We start from the raw sequence: 23,026 nt of genomic DNA on the forward strand, positions 1-23,026 counted from the left end.
CAGAGGTGAGCAGCATGGCGCGGATCGCGTTCGAGGGCACGCACCTGGACAAACGGTTCTCGTTCCTCGAGCGGTGAGGCCTGCCCCAGCGCCTTCGGGACGGCACCGCCAACAGGACGGCGGGAAAGGGCAGGTCACGCGACACCGGGCGCACTGCCCAACACCTCCGCCCTCTGTTTTCCGGTCACGCCCCTGTGGTCCCCATAGATTTATGCGCTGTTTGGATAGGCCACGCGTGCCTGGCGTCCCTACGGTCGACACAAGGCGCTTCCACAAGGAGCGTCGTGCCCAAAACCAGTGCCAGCCCCTTGCAGAGGCACCGTGTGATCAACCTTTACAGCACGAATGGTCCCAGTCGGCTGTCCGTGATCCGCACTGTCCACGGCGGCGTCACCGTTCTCAGCCCGCAGGGCGAGATCGACCTGCACACCGCCCACCGGCTGCGCCAGGTCCTCACCGCCGACCGAGACCACTGCCCGACCCGGGTGGTGGTCGACCTGCGGTGGGTGATCTTCATGGACTTCAGCGGCATCAACGCCCTGATCGACCTCTACCGCGCCACCCGGGACAGGCCGGGCTGGCTGCGTCTGTCCGGCATACAGGCGCCCGTGTGGCGCATCGTCCAGCTGTCCGGCCTGGACGTCGTCCTCGACTGCTATCCCACCGTGCACCGCGCGCTCACCCGCTGAAACCCCTCCACGACCGGCCCGGGCACCAAGGAGCTGCCGGGATGCGGCTCTTGCAGGCGCGGGGATGGTGTTTCATGCAGCGGCGGCGGGACGCTGGACGCACAGCCCGGTAGAGGCCCGTGAAGCGCTCGTGAATCCTCCCGGGAGGGCCCGGTCGTGTAGCGGCGCGGCCGGGCCCGTGCGGTCGGGCGGTGCCGGATGAGCCCGCCGTCGGCACCGCCGCTCCTGGGGCCTGGCGGGAAGGAGGCGCGGTCGGCGCCCCACACCGCAAGCCACCACCGGAGCGCGCCGATGCCGGCCTCCTCAGTACGTCCTGCTTCCCACCACGCCCTTTGTGAGCAGTTCACGACACGGGGCGAGGGATCCGGAGGGCTTCGGCGTCGTTCGGGCTGGTGGACGGGTGTCTGCGGGCCCGGCCCGTACCGTCGGACGGACCGGGCCGCGGCCTCGGGCTGCGACGTCCCCTTCCGCGAGCCGTGGAGCGAGTGGTGAAGGCCGACCGAGGCGTTTTTGCCACCGCCCCTCACGCTGTCGCTGTGTGGCCATGAACGCCATTTGTGGGCGGGGCGATGTCGGCTACGCCCTCCAGCCCGCCCGTCGGCAGACACCCCGTGCCCTCCATGGGGTACCCGGGGGCAGGTCATGGGTCTGTGCCGTGCGCAGGAGATGGAAGAGGAGATGACCAGGCTCCTGCGCACAGCGCGGGGCCGTCCGTCCTTGTGTGGCCGGCTCCCAGAGCTCTTCGCAGAGCACCCGAAGCATCACATTACTGTGGGTGTAAGTAAATAACCCATTGTGATGATAGTGAAGGCATTGTTCCTAGGTGATCCCGCTGGGGCTGGCCGGGCCGTGGTCTGGTTGCGGTAGCTGTTGAACTTGCCCCTTCCGTCGGGGCTGGCCAAGGCTTGCGGCTGTGCAGGACGCGCGGAAGCGGCTGCCCGGCCGCAGCGGCTGTTCGGCCGCCGCGTGTAGGCATGAGGGGGTCTGGCGGGTGGATGTCCGTCGCGGGTCCGGTCTGCGTTGTCGGACGGGCCGGAGCTGCTTCCTCGGCCCGGGGCGTGCGGTCCTTCGCGAATCGCGGCACGAGTGGCGAAGGCTGTCAACGGTTCCTCAACCTTGACCCGCTACGGGTCCTTGGGTTGTAAGGCGGATTCACGTGACTGTCGCAACGTTGCAGGTTCATGGTGCCAGAGCGGCGGCGAATGCTGAGGCAGGGGTCTGCCAGCCCAGGGTTTTGCGGGGGTCGGTTGTTGAGCTTTCTTTCGATCGCTCGTAGATCGTCATGGGTGTGCAGGGAGAGGTTCGTGCGCTTGGGCAGGTACTGGCGGACCAGCCCGTTCGTGTTCTCGTTGGTGCCGCGCTGCCAGGGGCTGCCCGGGCGGGCGAAGAAGACACCGTCGCTGAAGTACGGTGCGAGCTCGTGGTGACGGGCCATCTCTGAGCCTTGGTCCCAGGTCAGGGTTTGCCGGGCGTGCTCGGGTAGCCTGCCGAGGGTGGCGATGAGGGCATCACGAAGCCGGTCGGCGGAGTGGCCGTCGGGCAGGGCGACCAGGCGCAGATAGCGGGTGCGGCGGTCGACCAGGGTGGCCACTGCTGACTGGCTGCGCAGCCCGACGACCAAGTCTCCTTCCCAGTCGCCCAGGCGAGAGCGCGTTTCAACGACGGGCGGCCGGCGGTCGATGAGCACGGCCGGTGCCACGAACCTGGCAGTCCGCTGGTCGGAGCGGCGGCGTTTTTTGCGCAGAGGCCGTCCGGTGCGCAGTTTCCTGGTCAGCGTCTTGCTCAGGCCGCCTCTGGCGCCTTGGTAGAGGGCTCGGTAGATCGTCTCGTGGCACAGATGCCGCTCGGGACGGTCGGGCCACAGAGCGCGCAGGTGGGCAGCGATCTGTTCCGGGCTCCACTCCAGGGCGAGCTTGGCCTGGACCTCCGCTCTCAGCTCAGGATCCGCGGCGAGTTTGACGCGGCGCGGCCGTCCGTTGCGCTCGAGAGAGCGGTGGTGGGCGAGGTCGGCGTCGGTAGATGCCGTTGTCGTGCGGGAGGCTGTTGCGGCGCAGTTCACGGTTGACGGTCGAGGGTGACCGGCCGAGCCTGGTGGCTATCTCCCGCACACCCAGGCTGCGTTCGCGCAGGGTGGCGATCCGTTTGCGTTCCAGCAGCGACAGGTAACGGCCCGAACGGGAAGCTTCGGGAAGCGTCGCCGGCGGGAGCCCTCCGCTCTCGGCACGCCATCGGTATCCGGTCTTCCGCCCGATGCCCAGCTGTCTGCATGCTTCGACCGTGCCCATTCCGGTCGCCAGCAGGCGCCAGTACTCGGCCTCGAGCTCCAGCCTGCGCTTACGTCCCCGCCTCGCCATCAACACACCCCTAATGATCAAGGAATGTTGCGACAAGTGTTAGAACCCAAGAGACTCCCGGGAGTCAGTCTTCCGGGAACCGCGACAAAGGCCGGCCGAGGTGCTCTCGCCGCGCGGCTGTGAACACCATCTGCGGGACGTGACCGTGTCGGCCCCGGCATCCGCACCGTCCGGCCGTGGACGCCGCGCCCTCTTTCACGGGGGCACCGCGGGGCAGGTCACCAGGCCTGTGCGGTGCGGGTCCAGACGGTCGGCGAGGACGGGGAGTGTCAACTAAACCGGCTGATCATGGTTGTCGGTTGTCAGGTGTTGCTCGGGGCCAGGCGGCCTTCGAACTCGATCTGGAAGGCGTTCAGGGGCGCCTTCCAGCGCATGGTCCACCGCTTGCGGCCCTTGCCGGTGGGATCCAGGCTCATCAGCGCCATGTAGATGCACTTCAGCGCCGCGGTCTCGCTGGGGAAATGTCCGCGGGGGGTGTTGTCGCCGCGGTCGGGCGGGTGTAGCGCAGCCAGTAGCCCAGCCCGACGAGCCGGCGGTCGAGCCAGGCGGCCCGCAGCGCCGCGTCCCCAGCCCGTACCGCGCAGGCGACGTGGCCGAGGAGTTCAGCCATGCCAGCGAGTGGGGTGACGACCCACCCCAGCGAGGCACCCGCACTGACCAGATCCGCCTGGTGGGCCGAGTCTGTGAACCGGGCGGCCAGTTCCGGCTCAGAGGCCGGCTCCATGGCGTCGAGGACGGCGAGCTCTGTGGTCACCTCGCCGGGCACGGCCGAATGCATGGCCGGTAGCCGGGCCAATCCCAGGGCCCAGCTGGGACGGCGTGCTTTGGCCTTGACTGCCTCGGGGTGGTAATGGAGCCCGTTCTCGACGGCTTTCTGCACCGCTTTGCTTGAGATGGGTTCATGCCCCAATGCAGGCGGAAACGCAGAGTATAACCCTCAGGTTTAGCTTGAGGGTTATTATTGATCATTGCGGAATCCTCCTTTGGTGTGCGTGACGCCGATCGGTATCGGACGGGTGTCGGGGCGCGGTGCGCGGGCAGTTGGCGGGTGGTTCGGCGCCGACGAGATCTGCCTGCTGAGGAAACTGGGCGTGGCCGCTGTGATGGCTGGCCTCCGAGTAGACGACGGAGTCGCCGAGACTACGCGCGGGCAATGATTACCCCTCCGATGACGGCTTGCGCCTGAGATTCGAAGGGGTATCCGCGCTCTGGCGTCTTCGAAAACAAGGTTCAACCGCTCAGGCTGGGATCGTTGGGCGCGTCAGAGTTGGAACGCGCTGGCCTGACGACTTGCAGCCGGTTGCCACGCGGCATGTGCAAGGGGATGTCCGGTTGGTCTGGCCAGTTGCGGAGAGGCCGGCCTGCTGATGGCGTGGGTGATATGGGGCATTCCGGGTGAGGGCGGCATAACGAGCGCTGCAAAGCCGCGGAACATCTGCAAGCCGTCACTGGCCGGGACCAGGCCCGGGACTCGTCTCCCCTGATGGTCGCGGACCGCTCGAGGGCTCGGTCGGCGGTCGGATGGATCAGGCGACGGACCGGTGGCTGGCGAGATACCCGCCCGGCCGTGACAGGAATGCCTCCAGGTCGGCGGCGTGTCCGGCGACGGCCGCGGCAATTCCGGACGGGTCGGTTTTCGCTTTTGCTTGCCACTGGCGGGTCATCGCCGCCGCGAATGCGAGCAGGGCGTCGGGCTCGGCTCGCCTCCAGGACGGCACGCGCTGTACCCATGCCACGGCGGTGCTGGGCTGGTGTCCGGCCTGCACCATCCGCAGGGCCAGCACGAAGGGGTCGATCCATGCCGCGCCGCGTACCGGCCACGGCCAGTCCACCAGATGCGCCCTGCCTGCGTCGAGGAGAACACTGCTGGCGGTCCAGTGGGCGTAGAGCAGGGTCGTGCCGGCGAACCGGCGGGCCTGGCCCGGGGGCGCGTAGCGGCCCCACCGCTCCTGTGCGGTCGACAACTCGATCCGGCGTGGCGCCGTGGCCGCCTGCAGGTTCTGGAGTGCGTCCAGGGTCAGGAGCAGGTCGTCGGTGCTGGTGTAGTCGGCAGGATCCCCGGTGACGGCCTCGTACCCGGCCAGCACCCAGCCGCCGGCCGCCACGTACCACTGCTGCCGGGGTATTGCGGCAGGCAGGTACCGGGCGAGGTCGATGTGCGCCCACAGCGGGGCGGCCTGACAGGAGCCGGCCGGGGTGCCCTTGACGAACACGCGGCCCGTCTCGGTTTCAAGGACACAGGCCACCGGGCTGCTGGTGTCGCGGTCGACGGGGTGGGTGGAGGTGATACGGCCGGTGTGGATTTCCACCGCCTGGCGGGCCAGCACCGGCAACTCGTTGAAGGAGACTCGGGAGAGGAACACGATCAGATACCTCGGTCAGCAGGGGTGGACATCGGGCGGGGCGTGGTGGCCGGCCGTGCAGGGGGACGCCTACGAGCGCGCGGCCGGGCTGGCGGCATATGACGGATGGGCCCTGTACGTCCCGGCCGTAAGCCTGTGGTGCGGTCCCGTCCGCGCAGCGCGCTGCGCGAACGGGACCAGGCCCGGGACCCACCTCCCCAGGTGTCTCCTCGGGCCGTTCTCGGGCCGGACCGGCGATCCGCCGCTCCGGCGTGCTTCGTCTGTGGTGCCGTCGGGGGCGGGTCAGACTCGTTCGTGGTAGCGATTGATCTCCGTGTCGGGCACCAGGTACTCGAGAGCCCCGTGTTCCTGGTGTGCCGCGGTGGCGTAGTGCCTGACGACGTCCGCGCCGAAGGCGTCGCGGGCCACGGCGCTGTTCTCGAAGGCCACCGTGGCGCTGATGATGTCGCGCGGGATAGGCGTCGCCGCCTTGGAGCTGTTCTCGTGGTAGCTGTCGCCGGTCCGGGCCGCGGGCGGGATCATCTCGTGCCTCAGCCCGGCCTCGATGGCGGCGCAGACGGCGGCGAGGGCCAGGTACGGGTTCGCGTCGGCGCCGGGAATCCGCACCTCCAGATGGATGCCCCTGCCGTGGCCGGTGACGCGGACCGCGCAGGTGCGGTTGTCGATGCCCCAGGTGAAGTGGGTGGGGGCGAAACTGTGCGGCTGATACCGGCGGTAGGAGTTGGGGGTCGGCGCGAGCAGCGGCATCAGCTCCGGCAGCACGGTGAGCAGCCCCGCGATGGTGTGCTCCATCGTCGGGGGCAACTTCCCAGGGTCGTCGGTGGCGAATACCGGAGCATCGTCCTGGTCCCACAGGGAGACGTGCAGGTGCAGGCCGCTGCCGGTGCCGGTGGCCGGGGCCGCCATGAAGGTGGGCACCATGTGGTGCTCGCTGGCGACCTCGCGCAGCAGGTGCTTGTAGACGCTGTAGTCGTCGCACGCCCGCAGCGCCGGCCCGTAGGGGAAGGCCACCTCGATCTGGCCGGCCGCGCCTTCGGTCTTCACAGACTCCACCGGGGTCGCCGCGATCTCCAGGGCGCGCTCCAGACGCGGGAAGAACTCCGCCAGATTCCGCCCGTGGTTGAGGGCGTAGTCGCTGTTGTGCTCGAAGATCGGGCGGCGGCGGGAGCGGGTGTGGAGCACCACTTCGCTCTCCAGACCGACCTTGACCTCCAGGCCGTGTCTGTCGGCCAGGCGCTGCAGCTGCCGTGCGAGCACCCGCCGGGGCGCCTCCTCGACGGGCTGCCCGTCGGGCTGGACGGCGTCGCAGTGCACGAGCACGGTACCCGGGCGCAGGACGCGGATCGCGCCCAGGTCGGCCACGGCCGTCATGTCCTTGAACCCGGAGTGCCAGCCCGACAGTGGGTAGGCGTCGGACGGCGTCATGTCCACATCGGTCGCGAACAGGTACGCGCACGCCTCCATGAGGGTGGGAGCCTTCGACGAGCCGTCCAGCCGGTCGATGACGCTGTTCGCGGGCAGGCGCTTGCCGCGCAGGGCGGTGGTCATGTCGGGCAGGACCGGCAGCACGGTTTTGATCAGGCCTTCTTCGACCCACTGCCTGAGCGTGGCCGGGGTCATCATGCCGCTTAAAGGCGCTGGCCGGGCCTCGCGTTCGATGGCACTCATCTGTCTGGATTTTCCTTTGCATGATCGCTGGGTCGGTGGGGGAGTGGCTGCCTCGCCGCCGGGGTTGGACGTCCCGTCCGGCGACGAGGCAGCGTCATCGGGTGGGCGGGAGAAGACCGCCGCAGGTGTGCGGCCTGCCCCTGCCCGTCATTGGCATCTGTCGATGCGAAGTATTCAGAGGACGTTCCGGGTGAGCGCGGTGTGATCGGCCTCGGTGCCCAGGGTGGGCAGGACCCTGTATTTGTCGCTGCGGCCGCGGCGCTTCCACGTCACCCACGCCAGTACGCCCATGACCAGCGCCGTGATGCCGGCGTAGTTGAACGTCTCGACGGTGACCGGATACGCCTGCGGGAGGCAGAAGATGATCGTGATGCATGCGACGTAGCCGACGGCTGTGTAGCCGATGGGTCGGCTCCAGCGGCCCAGGTGCCACGGGCCGGGCTGGAAGGCGTCGCCCTGCCGCAGCCTGAGGTAGATGGGGATGGCGTAGGCCGGGGTCATGCCGATGGCGTTCACTGCGGTGACTGCCGCGTAGGCGGTGGGGGAGTACAGGGACGGCAGCGCCAGGACCAGGGCGAGAGCGATAGCGGCCCATACGGCGGCCACGGGTGTACGGCTGCGCTTGCCGACCCGCCTCCAGATGTGGGAGCCGGGCAGTGCCCCCTGGCGGGAGAAGGCATACATCATGCGCGCCGCCGCGGCGGTGGCGGCGTTGCCGCAGAAGAGCTGCGCGACGATGACCACGAGCAGCAGCGCTTTGGCGCCGGTCACTCCGAGGACGTCGAGGAAGATCTGCGCGGGCGGGACCCCGGTCGCGGTGTTGACGGTGCCGGCGTAGTCCTGGATGGCGAACAGCAGCGCCGCGAGCAGCGCGAAGCCGGCGATCCAGGACGTCCACACGGCCCGGACCATGGCCCGCGGTGCTTCCTGGGCTGCATTCCGCGTCTCCTCGCTCATGTGCGCCGAGGCGTCATACCCGCAGAAGGTGTAGCCGCCCAAGAGCAGGCCGATCAGGCACACGTAGAGGGGGGAGCCGAAGCCGGTGCCGTTCTCGAAGTGCGTGAAGACGAAGCTTGCGTCCTGGTGATGGGAGGGTGCCAGGCTCAGGACGGCGATGATGAGGACGACGCCGAATAACTGCCACCAGACAGATAGCTGGTTCAGCACCTCCACGACACGCACACGGAAGCTGTTGAGCACGCCGTGGAGCACCAGGATGCACGCGCCGATGCAGAAGATGACGCCGGGTGTCGGGTCGATGCCCCATTGCAGGTTCGCGAACGCCCCGACGAACAGCGCGGCGCCAAAATCAACCCCACAGATCGCGCCGATCAAGCCGAGCAGGTTGAACCAGCCCGTGGCCCAGCCCCAACGGGGCCCGCCCAGCTTCTCCGCCATGGTGTAGGGGCCGCCGGCGGTGGGGACGGCCGAGGTCACCTCGGCCAGGGCCAGCGCCACCAGGAGCGTCGCGCCCCCGATCAGGGCCCAGCCCCACAGCATCACGGACGGGCCGCCGGTAGTCAGGCCGAAACCGAAGAGGGTCATGCAGCCGGCGAGCACACAGATCACGGAGGTGGAGATGGCGTAGTTGCCGAAGCCGCCCATGCGGCGGTCGAGCTCCTGGCTGACGCCGAGGGAGTCAAGAATCTGCTCATCGGTGGGGCCGTCACCGTGGCGGTGACGCGGAGGCGTATTTCTCGGGGACACCTTGGGGCTCCTCGCAAGTGATGAAGACGGTGAGTGGCAAGGTCGGGTGTGCTGAGGTCGAGGCGGGGCTGAGCTCGAGACGGGGTGGGGCGCGGCCGCGCGTCATCGGTGCTCCTGCCGTTGGGCCATCCGGAAGGCGCCTCGGCGCGCGACCTTGAAGTCCTCCTGCCAGTGGCCGCTGTGGCTCAGGCCCTCCCAGGGCGAGGGTGTGGCGTAGCTGCCGATCGCCTCGAACACGTCGTGGGCGCCGGGCAGACCAGTGGCGGTCAGGGCGTAGGCGAGGTGGTTCAGGTCGGTCAAGGAGGCGTCCCGAGCGGGGTTGATCAGCCGGTAGAACCACAGGTCGCGTACGCGTTCGGTGTAGTAGCGCAGCTCTCCGGTCTGCCAGAAGCCCGCGGTACCGCCGGAGCGGCCGGTGACCAGCCGGTCCGCGGCCTCCGTGGCGTAGGCGTACAGCGCCAGGGGCAGCACGGGGCTGGCCGGGGGAGCGGCCTGCGTGGCCCAGCACGCGACAGCCAGCGGGCCCTGCCGGCGGGCGTGGAAGCACTGGTACAGCCGCAGGTACGCCTCGCGCAGATCCGGCTGGCGCCGCACCACCTCCTCCAGCAGCGGCCACGGGCCGTGCGGGAGCATCCGGTCCGGGCAGGCCGCCCAGTTCTCGCGGCGGTGCGGGCGCATCGGGTCATTGTCGAGCACGGTCAGCGCCAACAGACATACCCAGGGCACGGGATCGTCCGGATGGGCCTGCGCGGCAACGGTGCACGCCCAGCGGGCCCGCTCCACGACATCGCGCTTGACCGTGCCCCCGCGGCCGGCGGCCAGCAGCCGCTCGGTCAGCACCCGCGCCCACATCATCAGCGCATCCGGATTGCGGGGCTCCTCCCTGCACCAGGCCCGGACGCTGTCCCCGCCGGGGTCGACGGCGGCGATGACCTGACTGCGGGTGGTGCGCAACGCCCAGTTGCGGCCCGTTGTGGCCAGCAGCGCCTTCGTCGAGCGCCAGTGGGCTATCTGCAGGTCCGGGATCACCGCGGCGAGTTCGTCGTCGCGTCCGGCCGGGTGGATGGTCAGCGTCACGTCGTCGCCGCTCATCGGATCACCTCCGCCGCACAGTCGCGCGCACAGGGGAGGGGTGGGGGTAAGGACATGGGAAGTGAGGGCCTTGAGGGAGAGAAGGGGTAGAAGGGGGTGATTCGCCCCGACCGGGTACCACCGCGTACGGGAACGCACGCGGTGATCTCCGGCCGGGTCCGGCCGGGCGGGACTTTCATGGCCGGCCGATCCCGTACACCAGCAGTGCCAGCAGCACCAGCACCACGAGCATGTAGAGGACCTGCCGGCGTGTCTCGTCGCTTACGGCTCGGCCTCCAGCTCCGCCCACACGCGCTTTGCGCTGGGCAGGCGCTCGGTGCCCCACTGGCGGGAGGTCGCCTCGATCAGGGCCAGGCCCCGGCCGTGCTCGTCCCACGCGTCGGCGGAGCGCGGCGTCGGCACGGCGGCCTCGTCCTGGTCGACGACCGCGACCCGCACCCGGCGCGGCTCGCAGCGTGTGATGGTCACGCTGATGGTGGGGCCCACGGCGTGCGCGGCGGCGTTCGCGACCAGCTCGGTGACGACGAGGTCGGCCTCGAAGGTCAGCTCGGGCAGATGCCAGGCCGCCAAAGTGATCTCCACCAGGCTGCGGGCCCGGCGTACGGACTGCGGTAGGCGGGGCAGCACCTGCGTGTAGGCGGGCACTCCCGTAGCGGATGGTTGAGCCGCTGCGGTCACCAGGGACCTCCCGGTAGGGGGCTGGTCGTGAGCGGTCGGGCGCCGTCGGCGGGGTCCAGGTCGACGGGAGGTGCAGGTGAGGAGCCGGTGGTCAGCCATGGAACTGTCTCCTGGCGCTTGGCGCGCTCGTGCGGTCTGGAGCCGTACAGGTGGGTGTTAGGGGTAGGTGGCCGACTGTTGGCTGATCGGCGTCACGCCGCGGTCCTTCTGGCAGGACGGGCACGCGGTGACTGAGAAGCCGGACCCAGAGGCCGAAGGGATTGTTCGCACGGTCTCGACGTCCGCGCTCAGGTACCGGCACCAGGTGCACTGTTGCCAGTTCCACAAGTGGCCGAGGACCAGCACTGTCTGGCGCAGGCACATTGCGACCTCGTCCGCCCGCCACACCGCCTCGTCGACGCCCCGAGACGGCTTCTCGGCCATCGTGTCGCGCACCGAATCGAGCAAACGTTGAGCCTCTGTTCGCAGAAGCTCGCTCACGGAGGGGTCGTCAACGGTCTTCTGTACCTCGGGGAGGAGCGCGTCCACGAACGCGGTGACGCGGCCGGTGTAGTCCCGCGCCTCTTCCTCGGTCCGGAACGGCGGCATGTGCTGCGCGAGCCGCTGCGCCTCGACGAAGTCGACGATATGCCCGGTCGGCGCGAGGCTTGGCCTAGGGCTCGGCGCTCTGTCCGTCGGTGCCGCCATGGATGGTGCTGCGTCGGTCACCGCACGACCTCCGGCGCGGGCCTCAGAGGGACCGTGGAGTTCGCCACGGCCGCGGTGAGCCCGGCCCGCAGTTCCTCCAGCAGGATCTCACCCTCGACGCGGGAGAGGACGAGGTCGACGTCTCCCTTGTGCTCGTCGATGCAAAAAAGCGAGAGCGGGATACGGACTTCGCCGGTTGTGGCGTCCGCATGCGGTGCGGCTCCTCGCCGCGGTGATGCGTGCCACTGCGCAGGACTGCCCACGGTGACCTCCTTCGGTTGCGAGGTCGGTCACCGTAGGGGCAGCGCCGCGATAGAACTGGGCCAGATTGGCCCACTGGGCCAATCTGGCCCACAGCTTTTCGGACAGGCCGTCACAGGGCTAGCCCACAGCCGTCACGCCGACCTTTTCAGCGAGGCCTCCGGCCTCGGAACGCATGGCCCGAGGAGCATTCCGCCACAGGTCAGCGGCCGCTGTCCGCGCCGACGGGGTGTACCTGACGGTCTCGGCACCGATGTCGTAGGCGAGCTTCATGACGTGGAGCGCGGCCGTGTGCTCCCCCCGCTGGAGGTGCCCTCTTGCCACCTCGACCCATAGACGCGCCTGCCGCTCGCGGGAGGGCATTGTCAAGGGATCGATGTCACTGGCGAGGTCGATCGCCTTGCTGCTCGCGCGCAAGTCCGTAGCCACGCTGACCTCGTGAAAGTCAACATTTGCCCGGCCGAACACGGTCGACGGGTGGACGTAGGAGGCCGGCAAGGATTTTGCTACCTCGTTTCCCTTCTGCCATGCAAGCCACGCCGCGCCCTCGGCACCCTCCCGCGCATGCGTCACCGCAGCGTGCAGCTGTAGCGCGCCGTAGATGCCGCGCCAATCATCCGGCCCGTCGTCCAAATGTGGCCGGATCAGCGCGCTTGCCTCGGTCACCACACGCAGCGCTTCCTCTGGATATGCAGTTTCTCTGAGGATATTTCCCATATTCCACGCTGCTGCGGCGATTGCTCCCGGATCATCGGCTTCCTGTGCCGTGGTGAGCGCCCGGTCCGCCACGACCCATGCCAGTTCGGCTGGCGCAATGTAAGCCGTGGCCTGCCCGGTCAGCCGGTACGTATCGGAGAGCGCCACGAGGGCGGTCCGCCGTTCGGCACCGTCCAAGGCGCGCACGGCCGTCTCCCCGTCCTTGATCAGGTTTGGTAGGAGTGCCCCCACCTCCGTGCGGTTGCGCTCGCTCGTGTGCCACAGACGCCAGGACTGGTCCACCCGCCCCTGAAGGATGGCCGGGTCCGGGGGCGCCTCCGTGCTCGACGCAAGGAAAGGTCGCTGCATGATGGCCTCCCAGATGGCCGGCATCCCGGGGTGTGGGAGTCGTCCCGTGGGCGCGGTGGCCTGAGGCGCGTTCGTTCCCTCTCCTGTGATCACGGAGATGTCGCTGACCTGGAGAGCTGCAGCCAGACGCATGATGAGCGTATGAGAGGTGAGTTCACGGTCGCCGTACTCGATTCGCTTGAGCCAGTCGTGCCCTCGCCCGCACAGCTGGGCCAAGACGGCGCGGGTCATCCCTCGGGACTCCCGTAGAAGTCGAATGCGCTCGCCCATGCTGAGGTGGTCGGGGATTTCCATGCTGCCCCCTACTAAGGATGTGAGCCGTACCTCAGCGTAGGCACGCGAAGAGCAATAACGGCAGTCCTTGCCAGCATCCGGCCATCCGGGCGACCATGTGGCGGACGCCACCAATCACGCGTTCAAGCCCGGCCCGGCCCGCTCAAGCCGCCTGTTGGCGTTATCGGTGCCGCTGGCCCCACCGGAATCGGTCCGACTTGGACCCACGTAAGTGTTCGGTTCCGGCTTGAATCGGCCCCACGGGTAGCCGTTCACTCTGTTCAGCGGCGGGGCCAGTTCTGAGCGGAAGTAGCTGCGCCCGGTTTGTCCTGGAGCCGCGTCAGGCCGGAGAGGTGGAGCCAAGTGCGCCGATAACGCCAGCCTGTCGCCCCTCTGCTTCACAGTCGAACCCCGACCTTATCGAAACAGTGCGTACACAGTGCTAGGCCACACGTCGTTCTGGTGGTCGTTTCTGCTAATATTGTTTGGTTTGTGACGAACATCAGGGGCCACTTCTGTCGTCGCCATCTGCTCACGGTTCGGCGCGCAGGCCGGTCTTCGTTATCAACGGATGCGCCGCCAGCCCCCGACGACCAAGCGCTGGCCTGCGCGCAAGTCGAAGCGTGCGCAGCCGTAGCAGTCGGCTGTAGAGCAGTGGATCCGCTGGACGCCGCTGGTAGACGTGCCAGGCGACTCTCTCTTCGTCGCGCCCGCTGCTCTGCGGCGTTTTCCGCTTGGGTGGCTTGTCGCTAAGGTGCGCGCACGGAACCAGTGTGGGGGGCGCGGGTGCGGGGGCGAATGTGGGTAGCGGCGCTGGTGGTATTCGCTGCTGTGACTGCAGCGCTGGCAGCCTTGCTGGCATTGGCGGGCAACGCCGCCACCGCCACGTCACGCTGGCCCGGTGTACTGGATGAGCTGCGTCGACATCCCTGGCCATGGGTGGGCGCGCTCGGCGCACTGGCCTGCGTCGTAGCCGGTGCAGCAGCATGGATGTCGCTGCGCCCGCCGGCCGTACAAGGCGATCCGCCACCCCCACCGCGTGCAGCCGTTCCCTCCTGGTTCGTGGACCGGGAGCAGACCCGCCAGACGATAAGGGCCATATGCCGCCGCCGTGGCCGCGCTGTTGGCATCACCACCTCGCTGTGGGGAGCGGGCGGCTTCGGCAAGACCACTCTCGCCACGGCCGCATCCGTCCACTGGCGGGTGCGGTGGCGGTTCCGCTCGCGGATCTACCCCGTCACCATCGGCCGGGACGTCCGCGGCCGAGCTGCCCTGGCCGCCAAGGTCGCCGAAGTCACCCGCTTCATCACCGGCGACACCACGGAATTCGACGATCCCGACCTCGCCGGCGCCCACCTCGGACGCCTCCTCGATCGGCGCCCCCGCACCCTTCTGCTCCTGGACGACGTCTGGGAAAACGAACAGCTGACGCCCTTCCTCCAAGGCGGCCGACGCTGCGTTCGGCTCGTCACCACCCGCAATCCACGTCTCTTGCCGGTCGGCGCCCACGCCATCCACGTCGACGAGATGTCCCCTGCCCAGGCCGCGGCAGTACTGACCTACAACATTCCGCCTCTGCCTCGTGCGCTGGTCGACGATCTGTTGCACACCACCGGCCGCTGGGCCCTGCTCCTGCGCCTGACCAACCGTCTGATCGCTGAACAGACTGCCGCCGGGGCCGATCCCGTCACCACCGCCGAACGCATCCTAGCCCGGCTGCGCGCGAACGGTCCCGCCGTAGTGGACGATCCAGCCGCCAGCTGGAATCTGGACAACCCACACCTGCGCAACCAAGCCGTGAAGGCCTCCATCGAAGCTGCCACCAGCCTGCTGCCGCCCGGCGGCCCCGACCGCCTGGCCGAGCTGGGCATCTTCGCCGAAGACGAAGCCGTCCCGATCTCCCTGGTCGCACGGCTCTGGCAGGTTACCGGCGCGTTGTCCGAGGAACAGACCCGCAGCCTGTGCCGCGATCTGGAACGGCTTTCCCTGCTTACCCTCATTCCACAACACGGCGGCCGAATCAGCCTGCACGACGTGGTCCGCGATTACCTGCGCAACAGCCTCGGCAACAGCAATCTGACCCGCGTCAATGGCCTCCTTCTTGATAAAATCGCCGCCACCCTCCCACCAGCCCCGCCCCTTGCCCCAGACGTCCCCGCTTCCGGGCATGCCTGGTGGCAGCTACAAGAGGGCTACCTCCTCGATCACCTTATTGCCCATCTTCTAGACGCCGACCGCACTGCGGACGCCGAGGCCGTGGCCGGTGATCTGCGGTGGGTCGAAACACGCCTCAGCCACCGGGGCCCCACAGCCCCTTGGACCGACCTCACCCTCATCGACACCCCGCACACCCGCCTGCTAGCACGCAGCATCCGGCAAATCGCCCACCTCCTTACTCCCACCGACCCACCCCACGCCCAGACCGGCATCCTGCACAGCCGACTTGATCACCACCCGCACTGGCACACACAGATCACAGCACGCCAAAGTGACCCCGCCCTACCTCCGCACCTCAGAAATCTTTGGCCCCTGCCCGATACACCCCCCAACGCCTTGCAACGCACCCTCACCGGACACAGCGGCGGCGTGTACTCGGTGGCGATCGCCGCGGACGGCACCTGGCTCGCCACCGCCGACTTCGACACGGTGCGGATCTGGGATCGGGCCTCGGGCCGATGCACCACCACCCTCACCGGGCACACCGGCTACGTGCACTCGGTGGCGATTTCCGCGGACGGTACCTGGCTTGCCACCGGCGGCTCCGAGGGCACGGTGCGGATCTGGGACCGAGTCTCCGGCCGATGCACCACCACCCTCACCGGACACACCAACGGCGTGTACTCGGTGGCGATCGCCGCGGATGGCACCTGGCTCGCCACCGCCGGCTACGGACCGGTGCGGATCTGGGACCGAGTCTCCGGCCGATGCACCACTACCTTCACCGGACACACCGGCTTGGTGTCGTCGGTGGCGATTTCCGCGGACGGTACCTGGCTTGCCACCGGCGGCTCCGAGGGCACGGTACGGATCTGGGACCGGGCCTCGGGCCGATGCACCACCACCCTCACCGGGCACACCGGCGGTGTGTCGTCGGTGGCGATTTCCGCGGACGGTACCTGGCTCGCCACCAGCAGCGGCAGCACGGTGCGGATCTGGGACCGGGCCGCGGGCCGATGCACCACCACCTTCATTGCAAACGTCGGCAGGGTGTCGTCGGTGGCGATTTCCGCGGACGGTACCTGGCTCGCCACCGGCGGCTTCGGACCGGTGCAAATCTGGGACCGGGCCTCAGGCCGGTGTATCACCACCCTCACCGGGCACACCGACAGGGCGAACAAGGTGGCGATTTCCGCGGACGGTACCTGGCTCGCCACCACCAGTGGCGGCACGGTGCGAATTTGGGACGTCATACTTGCTCTTTCTGCTCAAGACTCCACCCGTCTCGAGCACGCTGAAACCGCGAAATCGGTGGCGATGTCTGCGAACGGCACCTGGCTCGCCACCGGCGGTTTCGGCAGGGTGCAAATCTGGGATCGGGCTTCGGGCCGATGCACCACCACCCTCACCGCACACGCCGGCAGCGTGTCCTCGGTGGCGATCGCCGCGGACGGTACCTGGCTCGCCACCGCAGGCGGTGGCGATGGCACGGTGCGGATCTGGGATCGGGCTTCGGGCCGATGCACCACCACCCTCACCGGGCACACCGGTAGCGTGGAATCGGTGGCGATCGCCGCGGACGGCGCCTGGCTCGCCACCGCCGACTTCGACACGGTGCGGATCTGGGACCGGGCCTCGGGCCGATGCACCACCACCCTCACCGGTAGCGTGAGCTCGGTAGTAATTTCTGCGGACGGTACCTGGCTTGCCACCGTCAGCGTCGGCACGGTGCGGATCTGGGATCGGGCCTCGGGCCGATGCACCACCACCCTCACCGGGCACACCGGCTACGTGCACTCGGTGGCGATTTCTGCAGACGGTACCTGGCTTGCCACCGGCGGCTCCGATGGCACGGTGCGGATCTGGGATCGGGTCTCCGGCCGATGCACCACCACCCTCACCGGGCACACCGGTAGCGTGGAATCGGTGGCGATCGCCGCGGACGGCGCCTGGCTCGCCACCGTCGGCGAGAGTGAGATGCGGATCTGGTCGGTTACGGAACAGCGTGTCGTGGCCATCGCTCGAGCCGAAGGGCCGCTGCACTCATGCGTTTGGGCGGGGGATAGCCGTACGGTTGCAGCGACAGGCGAGCGCGGCCTGTACCTCTTCACTTTTGTCCCTTGACCCATGCCTCGGAGGAAGGGGCCCCGCTCGCTGTGCCCGGCGCGGACGGACAAATCCGCGAGCACTGACGCGGATGGGACGCGCGCCGGGACTGTGTCATCACCCAGCCGCCGGTCGGCAGCTGACCTTGCGCGTACAACAAAGGACGCCTGCGGCCATGTAAACCGGTTGCGGGCGTCCTTCGCCAACTGCAGCTGGCCCTCTGCCGGGCCCTCGCCCGAGCACTTGCCAGCATTCCCGTCGGCAGCAGGCGCCCAGCCGATGATCAAAGGCGTCAGGCCGCCGCTGTTGATGCACGCATGGCGCTCTGTGCGGCGCCACGCCTGCTACATCTGGTCGGGCCGGCGGGCCGCAGTCCAGCGGACACGGGAGGCTGCGGCGCAGAAGCCGGGGCCGACGCCGAACAACAGCCCCTCGGCACCGTCGGGAGGCGGGGCGTCGTGGGTGCGGGCCAGGACGCGCAGGACGGCGGTGCCTCCTACGTTGCCGTCCTCGGCCAGGCTGGCTCGGGAGTGGACCAGGGCCTCGTTGGGGCAGCCGCCGGCTTCTGTGACCAGGTCCAGGATGCGCGGGCTGCCCGGGTGGATGATGCCGAAGGAGGGCTGCCAGCCGTCGGCGAGCCAGGGGAGCCGGGGGACGACCTGGGAGACGGCGGTGACGGCGGCGCGGGTGGAGTCGAAGTGGTAGCCGTACCGGTCGGCTCTGAGTTTGTAGTAGTGCTCGGTGGGCTGGCCGTTGTCGCGGTGGACGTAGGTCCAGGTGTCGTCGATGTGCAGGCCGGGCTGCTGCAGCGGTTCGACGCTCACCACGGCGGCTGCGCCGCCGTCGCCGAACAGCATTTTGTAGATCATCGACGGCAAACCGGTGTCGGTGTGCTGGTAGACGCTGCTGAGGGCTTCGGCGCCGGCGACCAGGACGGGGCGGGCGGGCCGGACAAGACTGGCGGCCAGGCCGAGGGCCTGGGCGCCGCCCGCGCATGCCACCTGGGTCAGTGGGATCCGGGTGACGGTCTGCGGCAGGTCCAGGGCCTGCACGAGGTGCACGTCCAGGCCCGGTATCGCCAGGCCCGTGGCGTGGAAGGTGATCAGGGCGCCGATGTCGCTCGGCTCGATGCCCGCTTCCTTCAGAGCCTGCTTGCCAGCGTGTTCGGCGAGCGCGCACACATCGCCGAACGCGCGCTCGTTGCGGGGCTGGAACTCTTCGGTGCGCGCGACGTCGGCCAGCGGCCGGACGAAGCGGCGGGTGGTGACGCCGACGGTCCGCGCGATCCGTGTGATCGCAGCGATCTGTGGGTGCTGCGGGTGCCGCTCGCGGATGTCGTCGAGGATCTGCTCCGTCGTGACGACATGGGCTGCGTCGGCTATGCCTGGCCGGTTGACGTACGCCACCGTGCCCCCTTACCTTCTCCATCACAAGAAATGCACTAAAAGCGCAAAAAGAATAAGGCGGACACTAGCGCATTATTTTGCGTTCTCGTGACGTTGCGGGAACGTCGCGGAGCGCGCTGGGCAGCCGTGCCGCGTCGGCGTCAGCGCGGCCGCGGCGTCAGGCGGCCGAGGGTACTTCGGCCGGGTCGAAGAGGATGGTCATGTACCGGCTGCCCGGGGCGCTGAGCGGCTGGGAGGCGATCATCGTGACCTGGCCCAGCCCGCGCACGGCATGCCGCAGAGGACGGCGGTCGCCGTCCGGGTGCAGCTCGACACTGTTGGCGGTGCGCTGATGCAGTCGCAGGGCGCGGTCGTCGGCCAGGATCTGCTCCTGGATGCGCAGCAGGTCCGCATCGTCGGGGTGCGCGGCGAGCGCGGCCCGGAACTGCGGTAGCACCAGCGGGCCCCAGGCGGTGTCCCAGTCCACCAGCGTGTGGTCGCGCGCCTCGTCGCTCAGCAGCATCCACTCCATCGCGTTCTTCGGCGGCTTGCCGGAGGGGAACATCTCGGCGAACGCCTCGTTGTACATCACGATGTTGAACGCGCGATCGTTGACGTAGGCCATCTCACGCTGCGCGTTCACGGCTCGCTGCCACACCGGCGGCACGCAGCGGCCGGCGTCGGGATCGAGCGGGACGAGCGGCTCGGTGCCGAATACGCGCAGGTGGATGTAGATGTACTCGCTCTCGCGCAGCCGCAGGGCACGCGACAGGGTGAGCAGGTACTCTGCCGTCAGCGGGATGCGGCCCGACTCCACCCGCGAGTAGTAGCCTCCCCGCCGGTTGGTCAGCGTTTCCACCTCGTCCTGGGTCAGGCCCTTGACGCGGGGGCCGCGCCGGCCCGGCGGGCGGGCCGGTAGCCCGACCTCCTCGGGACTCAGGGCGCGCCGCCGCGCCCTGAGTATCTGCTGCACCTCCAGGTCTGCAGCTGGCACGTGCGTTCCTCCAAACCGGGTCGATGGGACGGTGAGACGGCCGCGCTCGGGGGTGTTCGCCGGCGGCCGGGCGGCGGGTCACGGGTAACACATGCGGTGGGCGGACTCGGCCCACGGGTCGGTGCCGCTCACGGCCCGGATGATGGCCTCGCAATGGGCGCGGTAGTGGCGCTCCTGCGCGGGCACCAGGACGACGTCGCCCAGATCGGTGCCGCAGGCGGTTTTGGCCAGCAGCCGCACCAGGGACGGATCGGGCCGCAGTTGCAGGACAGCCAGCGCTCGCCGCAGGTCGCCGCGTTCTGGGCCGCCGCCTTGGGCGATGTCCTTGGCCACCTGGGCCAGCGCACTGCGCGGATCGGCTGTGCGACGGTCCAGCAGCTGCTGGAATGCGGCCAGCTGGTGCAGGTCTCTTTTGTCGATGTCCAGCGGGTACAGCTGCGTCAGGCGCCGTCCCGCGTGGTCGAGCAGGTCGTAACCGCCGGCGTCGCGGCTTGGGCGGGTGACCTCCAGGGCGGGGACGCGGTGTAGCAGGGGGCGCGGCAGGCGGCTGACGATGCGGCCCCAGCCGTCGTAGGCGGTGCGGACGTGCTCTGCGTCTACAGGAGGCAGATCGTGCAGGTAGAAGGCGTGGATTGTGTCCAGCAGCTGCTCCATGCGGAAGAGCGCATCGGTCCACACCGGATCGTCGGGCACCAGGAGGCGGATGTGCATGGCATGTCTCCCCTCGCCGTGCAGGGACTGCCCGGATACGCAATTGGCGGCCCGCCGCCGAAGAATTGCGAATTCGGGGCACTCTGCAAAACGGATGCTAGGGAAAAGAGCTGTACCCGAAACTTCCTTCATTGATGCCGGGGGCGCGTACATAACCGCGCTCTTTCGCGCAGCGCAATGCCAGCACCCCTGCGGTCGGCGGTAGAGATACCCGCCTCCGCGCACTAGTCCCCGTTTCAACCTTTCCCCCTGCTGAGTGCTCCGGTCCCTCGTCGCGCAGGGTCTTGGCGCAGACGATGTCCCACCCGTGGGTTCGCAGAGATCAAACCATGCGTACGGTCTGCTCGGAAACCTGGAAACGCCAGTCATAAAATGCGCAAAGGCTCCGGACGGTGGCGAACCCGTCATCTGGGTTGTGTGTCCGACGTCATGTGCGACGCAGACCCGTGCCGGCCGTCGGCTGACGGCGGGCGGCAACGCCAAGGGGCCCGCGACAGTGTCGCGGGCCCCTTGGCGTCGGGTGTCGGGTCAGGCAGAGGCTTGATGCCCCGCCTTTGCCTCGGTCTTCCGGTCGGCGGCGCCGCCTTTTTCGTCCGTGGCGAAGTAGTGCCCGCCCACTCCGTCCTCCTCGACCAGCCAGCGCGCCCGGGCCACCGTGGTGTCCAAACGCGCCATCGTCTCCGGCATGGCAAAGGCCGGCATGAGATCGGCCAGCATATTGGAGACTTCTTCGGGCAGCGTCGCATAGTTGTTCTTGCGGCACTTCAGGTCGATGCCGGTGTAGGCCATCACGAGCGCGGTGGCGGCCCGTCGCGGGTCCACGCCGGGCCGTACCTCGCCTCGCTTCAGACACTCGGTCATGATCTCGGTGACGTCCTCGATGTAGCGCTCCCACAGCACGCCGTAGATCTCGTGCCCCTGCTCGGTGCCCAGCCGGGACGCGGCCGCGACCAGGGGCACCTTCTGCGTCAGGACGGCCAGCGTGGTGCCGGCGTCGATCACGCACTGCAGCAGGGGGCGGTCCGGCCACTGGCGGGCGGCCTCCATGGTGAAGCCCTCAAGCACGATCGCCTTGGCGATCCCGGCCTTGGTCCCGAAAAAGTGATAGAAGGTGCCCTTTCCGACACCGGACTTGGTGAGGATGCTGTCCACGGTGGTCTGGGCGTAGCCCTGCTCGGCGATGATCCGGGCTGCCGCGTCGAGAAGCGCCGCCCGCTTCTTGCGAGTACGGTCCTGGGCTGCCTGGCGCACTAGCGTCCTCCTGATTTCCCGCGTCGCGGTCCCCGCGTGGCTGCGCGGCGCCGCTCTCGGCCGCGTCCATACGGGCGCGGCATCCGGATCCTCGCAGCTCACAGGCCCGCTTCGTCATCCCGGGCAGCTATGCCGCCCACAGCTCCTGACGGCCGGTCAGCGCCACGCACGATCCTCTCCCCGCATCAAACCATCTACAAGGTTGCTTTCACAGCCCCACAGGACGGCTGCGGCGGGCCAGTCGCACCGTAAACCATGCACTCTGTTCAGTTTGCATCCGGCGGGGCCCGGGGCCGGAGCCGGCCCCTCCGCCCCCCGTTCCGCCCAGGCGAGCGGGCGGCAGCATCGCGCAGCCCGCCCCTGCATTCACCTCTGCTCTTGCGGCATCCAGGCGCACGCATTGTCCTTTCGCCCGCCCGCGGGAGCAGTGTGCACATTCCCCTCCCGGCGCCTCGCGCGCGGTTAGAGGAAACGTGCGCACGCAGCGGCTGCACCAGCGTGCGCGGGCAGCCGGAAATTATGGGAAGAGAATTACCAGTGATTCTCTTCCCGTTGATAAGGATGGGGCGATCGGTAAGGATGACGCCCGGCGGCAGAAGCCGATCGTCCGCATCGCGGCCGTGCCCGGGTGCCAAAAAGGGACAGACCACCCCGGCATCCGCACGGCGCGGCTCACGGTAGGCGTCTGACGTCACGCACCAGACCCGGGCGCCGTCACCTCGGCGCCGTGTCCGTACGGCGCCCCACCGTCCGCGGCGGAGCCGTCGTCTGCTGAAGCAACGCTCGCGCGGGGGGACTGCGCGGACGTTGAGGGAGGAAGACATGAGCACCGGCCCCTAGACGGTGACCAGTGCCACGGCTGTTGCAACCAGCCGGACGGCACCGTGCGGTGATCAGGCCGGCCGTGTCCTTTTGGCGAGGGACACGGACCACCACCGGCCCCGGCCCGCTCGCGACACCTTGCAGACATGCAGATGGCCGTCCCCTTGGCGACGGAGACGGCCACCCAAAGACTCTGCCCGAGTCACAGCACCACACAGATCCAGGAACCACCCAAGACCCGGGGTGCGTCGGCGTGTTGCAACCACGCCGTGCCTCAAGCATAAGCCTCCTGCGCCTCAAAGGGCAGAGGCAGATGCATCACACAGGCACACGCACCTCCCGCATCCAGGAGACTGCTGTGTCTTTTTCCAGCGCGGCCGCGCAGCGTGCCGCCGTCCGGGGTCTTTCCGGCTCCGGCGATGAAAACGCAGGCCACAGGCCCTTCATCGCACAGCACGGACCGGCGCCCGCCGTCCCTTCGCGTGCCGTGCGCCCCGTGACATCCGGCGGCCGCACCCTCCCGAGCAGGAGCACAGTCAGCGCCCTGGCCTGAGCCGGGGCCGTAGACCGTGCACGACAACTCCCGGCCGCACCCACTGCCAGCCGGGACCGGCCGAAGATGCCACAACCGCGGCGCCGCGGAGCTCTGCACGCCCATTCCTCCAGCGTGCCGACGCTTCCTCTCCTCGGCCGCGGAGGGTGCCGTCGTCCCCCGACGGCGCCCTCCCCCTCCCTGTGCGAGTTCTCCCTGTTCTGGAGCACG

The 23,026-nt window shown here is 68.8% G+C and carries 15 protein-coding genes and 2 pseudogenes; 2 read left to right on the plus strand and 15 right to left on the minus strand.

Annotation, left to right across the window (positions count from 1 at the left end; all coding sequences use genetic code 11):
* Window positions 1-365: 365 nt before the first annotated feature.
* Window positions 366-689, plus strand: a complete 324-nt coding sequence (locus tag IE271_RS34440) for an STAS domain-containing protein (RefSeq protein WP_190194409.1) — start codon at window positions 366-368, stop codon at window positions 687-689.
* A 1,179-nt stretch (window positions 690-1,868) separates the two neighbouring features.
* On the opposite strand, the pseudogene IE271_RS34445 reads toward IE271_RS34440, so the two are convergent.
* The 11 genes and pseudogenes from IE271_RS34445 to IE271_RS34500 all read right to left on the minus strand — a co-directional run bounded on the left by IE271_RS34445 (window position 1,869) and on the right by IE271_RS34500 (window position 12,858).
* A pseudogene (locus IE271_RS34445) lies at window positions 1,869-3,043 on the minus strand (IS30 family transposase).
* Between the two features lie 302 nt (window positions 3,044-3,345).
* A pseudogene (locus IE271_RS34455) lies at window positions 3,346-3,513 on the minus strand (IS256 family transposase); the annotation flags it as partial.
* A complete protein-coding gene (locus IE271_RS34460; protein ID WP_190194410.1) occupies window positions 3,480-3,797 on the minus strand; it encodes a hypothetical protein in 318 nt (105 codons plus the stop codon). The gene IE271_RS34460 and the pseudogene IE271_RS34455, both read right to left, overlap by 34 nt.
* A gap of 772 nt (window positions 3,798-4,569) precedes the next feature.
* Window positions 4,570-5,406 carry an aminoglycoside phosphotransferase gene (locus tag IE271_RS34465; protein ID WP_190194411.1) on the minus strand — a complete coding sequence of 279 codons (837 nt, stop codon included), beginning with the start codon at window positions 5,404-5,406 and terminating at the stop codon, window positions 4,570-4,572.
* A gap of 282 nt (window positions 5,407-5,688) precedes the next feature.
* Window positions 5,689-7,074 (minus strand): glutamine synthetase family protein, encoded by a 1,386-nt coding sequence (locus IE271_RS34470; RefSeq protein ID WP_190194412.1) that lies wholly within the window; start codon window positions 7,072-7,074, stop codon window positions 5,689-5,691.
* A 174-nt stretch (window positions 7,075-7,248) separates the two neighbouring features.
* The gene (locus IE271_RS34475; protein WP_373308883.1) at window positions 7,249-8,781 is read right to left on the minus strand and encodes an amino acid permease; all 1,533 of its coding nucleotides are present in this window, start codon (window positions 8,779-8,781) and stop codon (window positions 7,249-7,251) included.
* A gap of 102 nt (window positions 8,782-8,883) precedes the next feature.
* The gene (locus IE271_RS34480) at window positions 8,884-9,873 is read right to left on the minus strand and encodes a hypothetical protein (protein ID WP_190194413.1); all 990 of its coding nucleotides are present in this window, start codon (window positions 9,871-9,873) and stop codon (window positions 8,884-8,886) included.
* Window positions 9,874-10,134: 261 nt separating this feature from the next.
* Window positions 10,135-10,518 carry an ATP-binding protein gene (locus IE271_RS34485; protein WP_229919761.1) on the minus strand — a complete coding sequence of 128 codons (384 nt, stop codon included), beginning with the start codon at window positions 10,516-10,518 and terminating at the stop codon, window positions 10,135-10,137.
* 189 nt (window positions 10,519-10,707) lie between these two features.
* Window positions 10,708-11,259, minus strand: coding sequence for a hypothetical protein (locus IE271_RS34490; protein ID WP_190194415.1), 552 nt, complete (start codon window positions 11,257-11,259; stop codon window positions 10,708-10,710).
* A complete protein-coding gene (locus IE271_RS34495) occupies window positions 11,256-11,501 on the minus strand; it encodes a hypothetical protein (protein ID WP_190194416.1) in 246 nt (81 codons plus the stop codon). Before IE271_RS34495 ends, IE271_RS34490 begins: the two co-directional genes overlap by 4 nt.
* Before the next feature lie 118 nt (window positions 11,502-11,619).
* Window positions 11,620-12,858: a helix-turn-helix domain-containing protein gene (locus IE271_RS34500; RefSeq protein WP_190194417.1), complete on the minus strand. Its 1,239-nt coding sequence runs from the start codon at window positions 12,856-12,858 to the stop codon at window positions 11,620-11,622.
* Window positions 12,859-13,668: 810 nt separating this feature from the next.
* Between IE271_RS34500 and IE271_RS34505 the strand changes: the two genes are divergently transcribed.
* Window positions 13,669-17,118, plus strand: a complete 3,450-nt coding sequence (locus IE271_RS34505; RefSeq protein ID WP_190194418.1) for an NB-ARC domain-containing protein — start codon at window positions 13,669-13,671, stop codon at window positions 17,116-17,118.
* Between the two features lie 326 nt (window positions 17,119-17,444).
* On the opposite strand, the gene IE271_RS34510 is transcribed toward IE271_RS34505, so the two are convergent.
* The 4 genes from IE271_RS34510 to IE271_RS34525 form a co-directional block, all read right to left on the minus strand.
* Window positions 17,445-18,506: a beta-ketoacyl-[acyl-carrier-protein] synthase family protein gene (locus IE271_RS34510; RefSeq protein WP_190194419.1), complete on the minus strand. Its 1,062-nt coding sequence runs from the start codon at window positions 18,504-18,506 to the stop codon at window positions 17,445-17,447.
* Between the two features lie 157 nt (window positions 18,507-18,663).
* Complete coding sequence (locus tag IE271_RS34515; RefSeq protein ID WP_190194420.1) at window positions 18,664-19,479, minus strand: MmyB family transcriptional regulator; 816 nt, start codon at window positions 19,477-19,479, stop codon at window positions 18,664-18,666.
* A 78-nt stretch (window positions 19,480-19,557) separates the two neighbouring features.
* Window positions 19,558-20,190 carry a hypothetical protein gene (locus tag IE271_RS34520; RefSeq protein WP_190194421.1) on the minus strand — a complete coding sequence of 211 codons (633 nt, stop codon included), beginning with the start codon at window positions 20,188-20,190 and terminating at the stop codon, window positions 19,558-19,560.
* Window positions 20,191-20,718: 528 nt separating this feature from the next.
* Window positions 20,719-21,441, minus strand: coding sequence for a TetR family transcriptional regulator (locus IE271_RS34525; protein ID WP_190194422.1), 723 nt, complete (start codon window positions 21,439-21,441; stop codon window positions 20,719-20,721).
* Between the last annotated feature and the right edge of the window lie 1,585 nt (window positions 21,442-23,026).

The sequence above is a fragment of the Streptomyces minutiscleroticus genome (genome assembly GCF_014650875.1).
In the GTDB taxonomy this organism is placed as follows: domain Bacteria; phylum Actinomycetota; class Actinomycetes; order Streptomycetales; family Streptomycetaceae; genus Streptomyces; species Streptomyces minutiscleroticus.

Bases quoted from the DNA above. Each gene is read 5' to 3' on its own strand.
- IE271_RS34500 (WP_190194417.1), bottom strand. From the start codon at position 12,858: ATGGAAATCCCCGACCACCTCAGCATGGGCGAGCGCATTCGACTTCTA.
- IE271_RS34480 (WP_190194413.1), bottom strand. From the start codon at position 9,873: ATGAGCGGCGACGACGTGACGCTGACCATCCACCCGGCCGGACGCGAC.
- IE271_RS34470 (WP_190194412.1), bottom strand. From the start codon at position 7,074: ATGAGTGCCATCGAACGCGAGGCCCGGCCAGCGCCTTTAAGCGGCATG.
- IE271_RS34520 (WP_190194421.1), bottom strand. From the start codon at position 20,190: ATGCACATCCGCCTCCTGGTGCCCGACGATCCGGTGTGGACCGATGCG.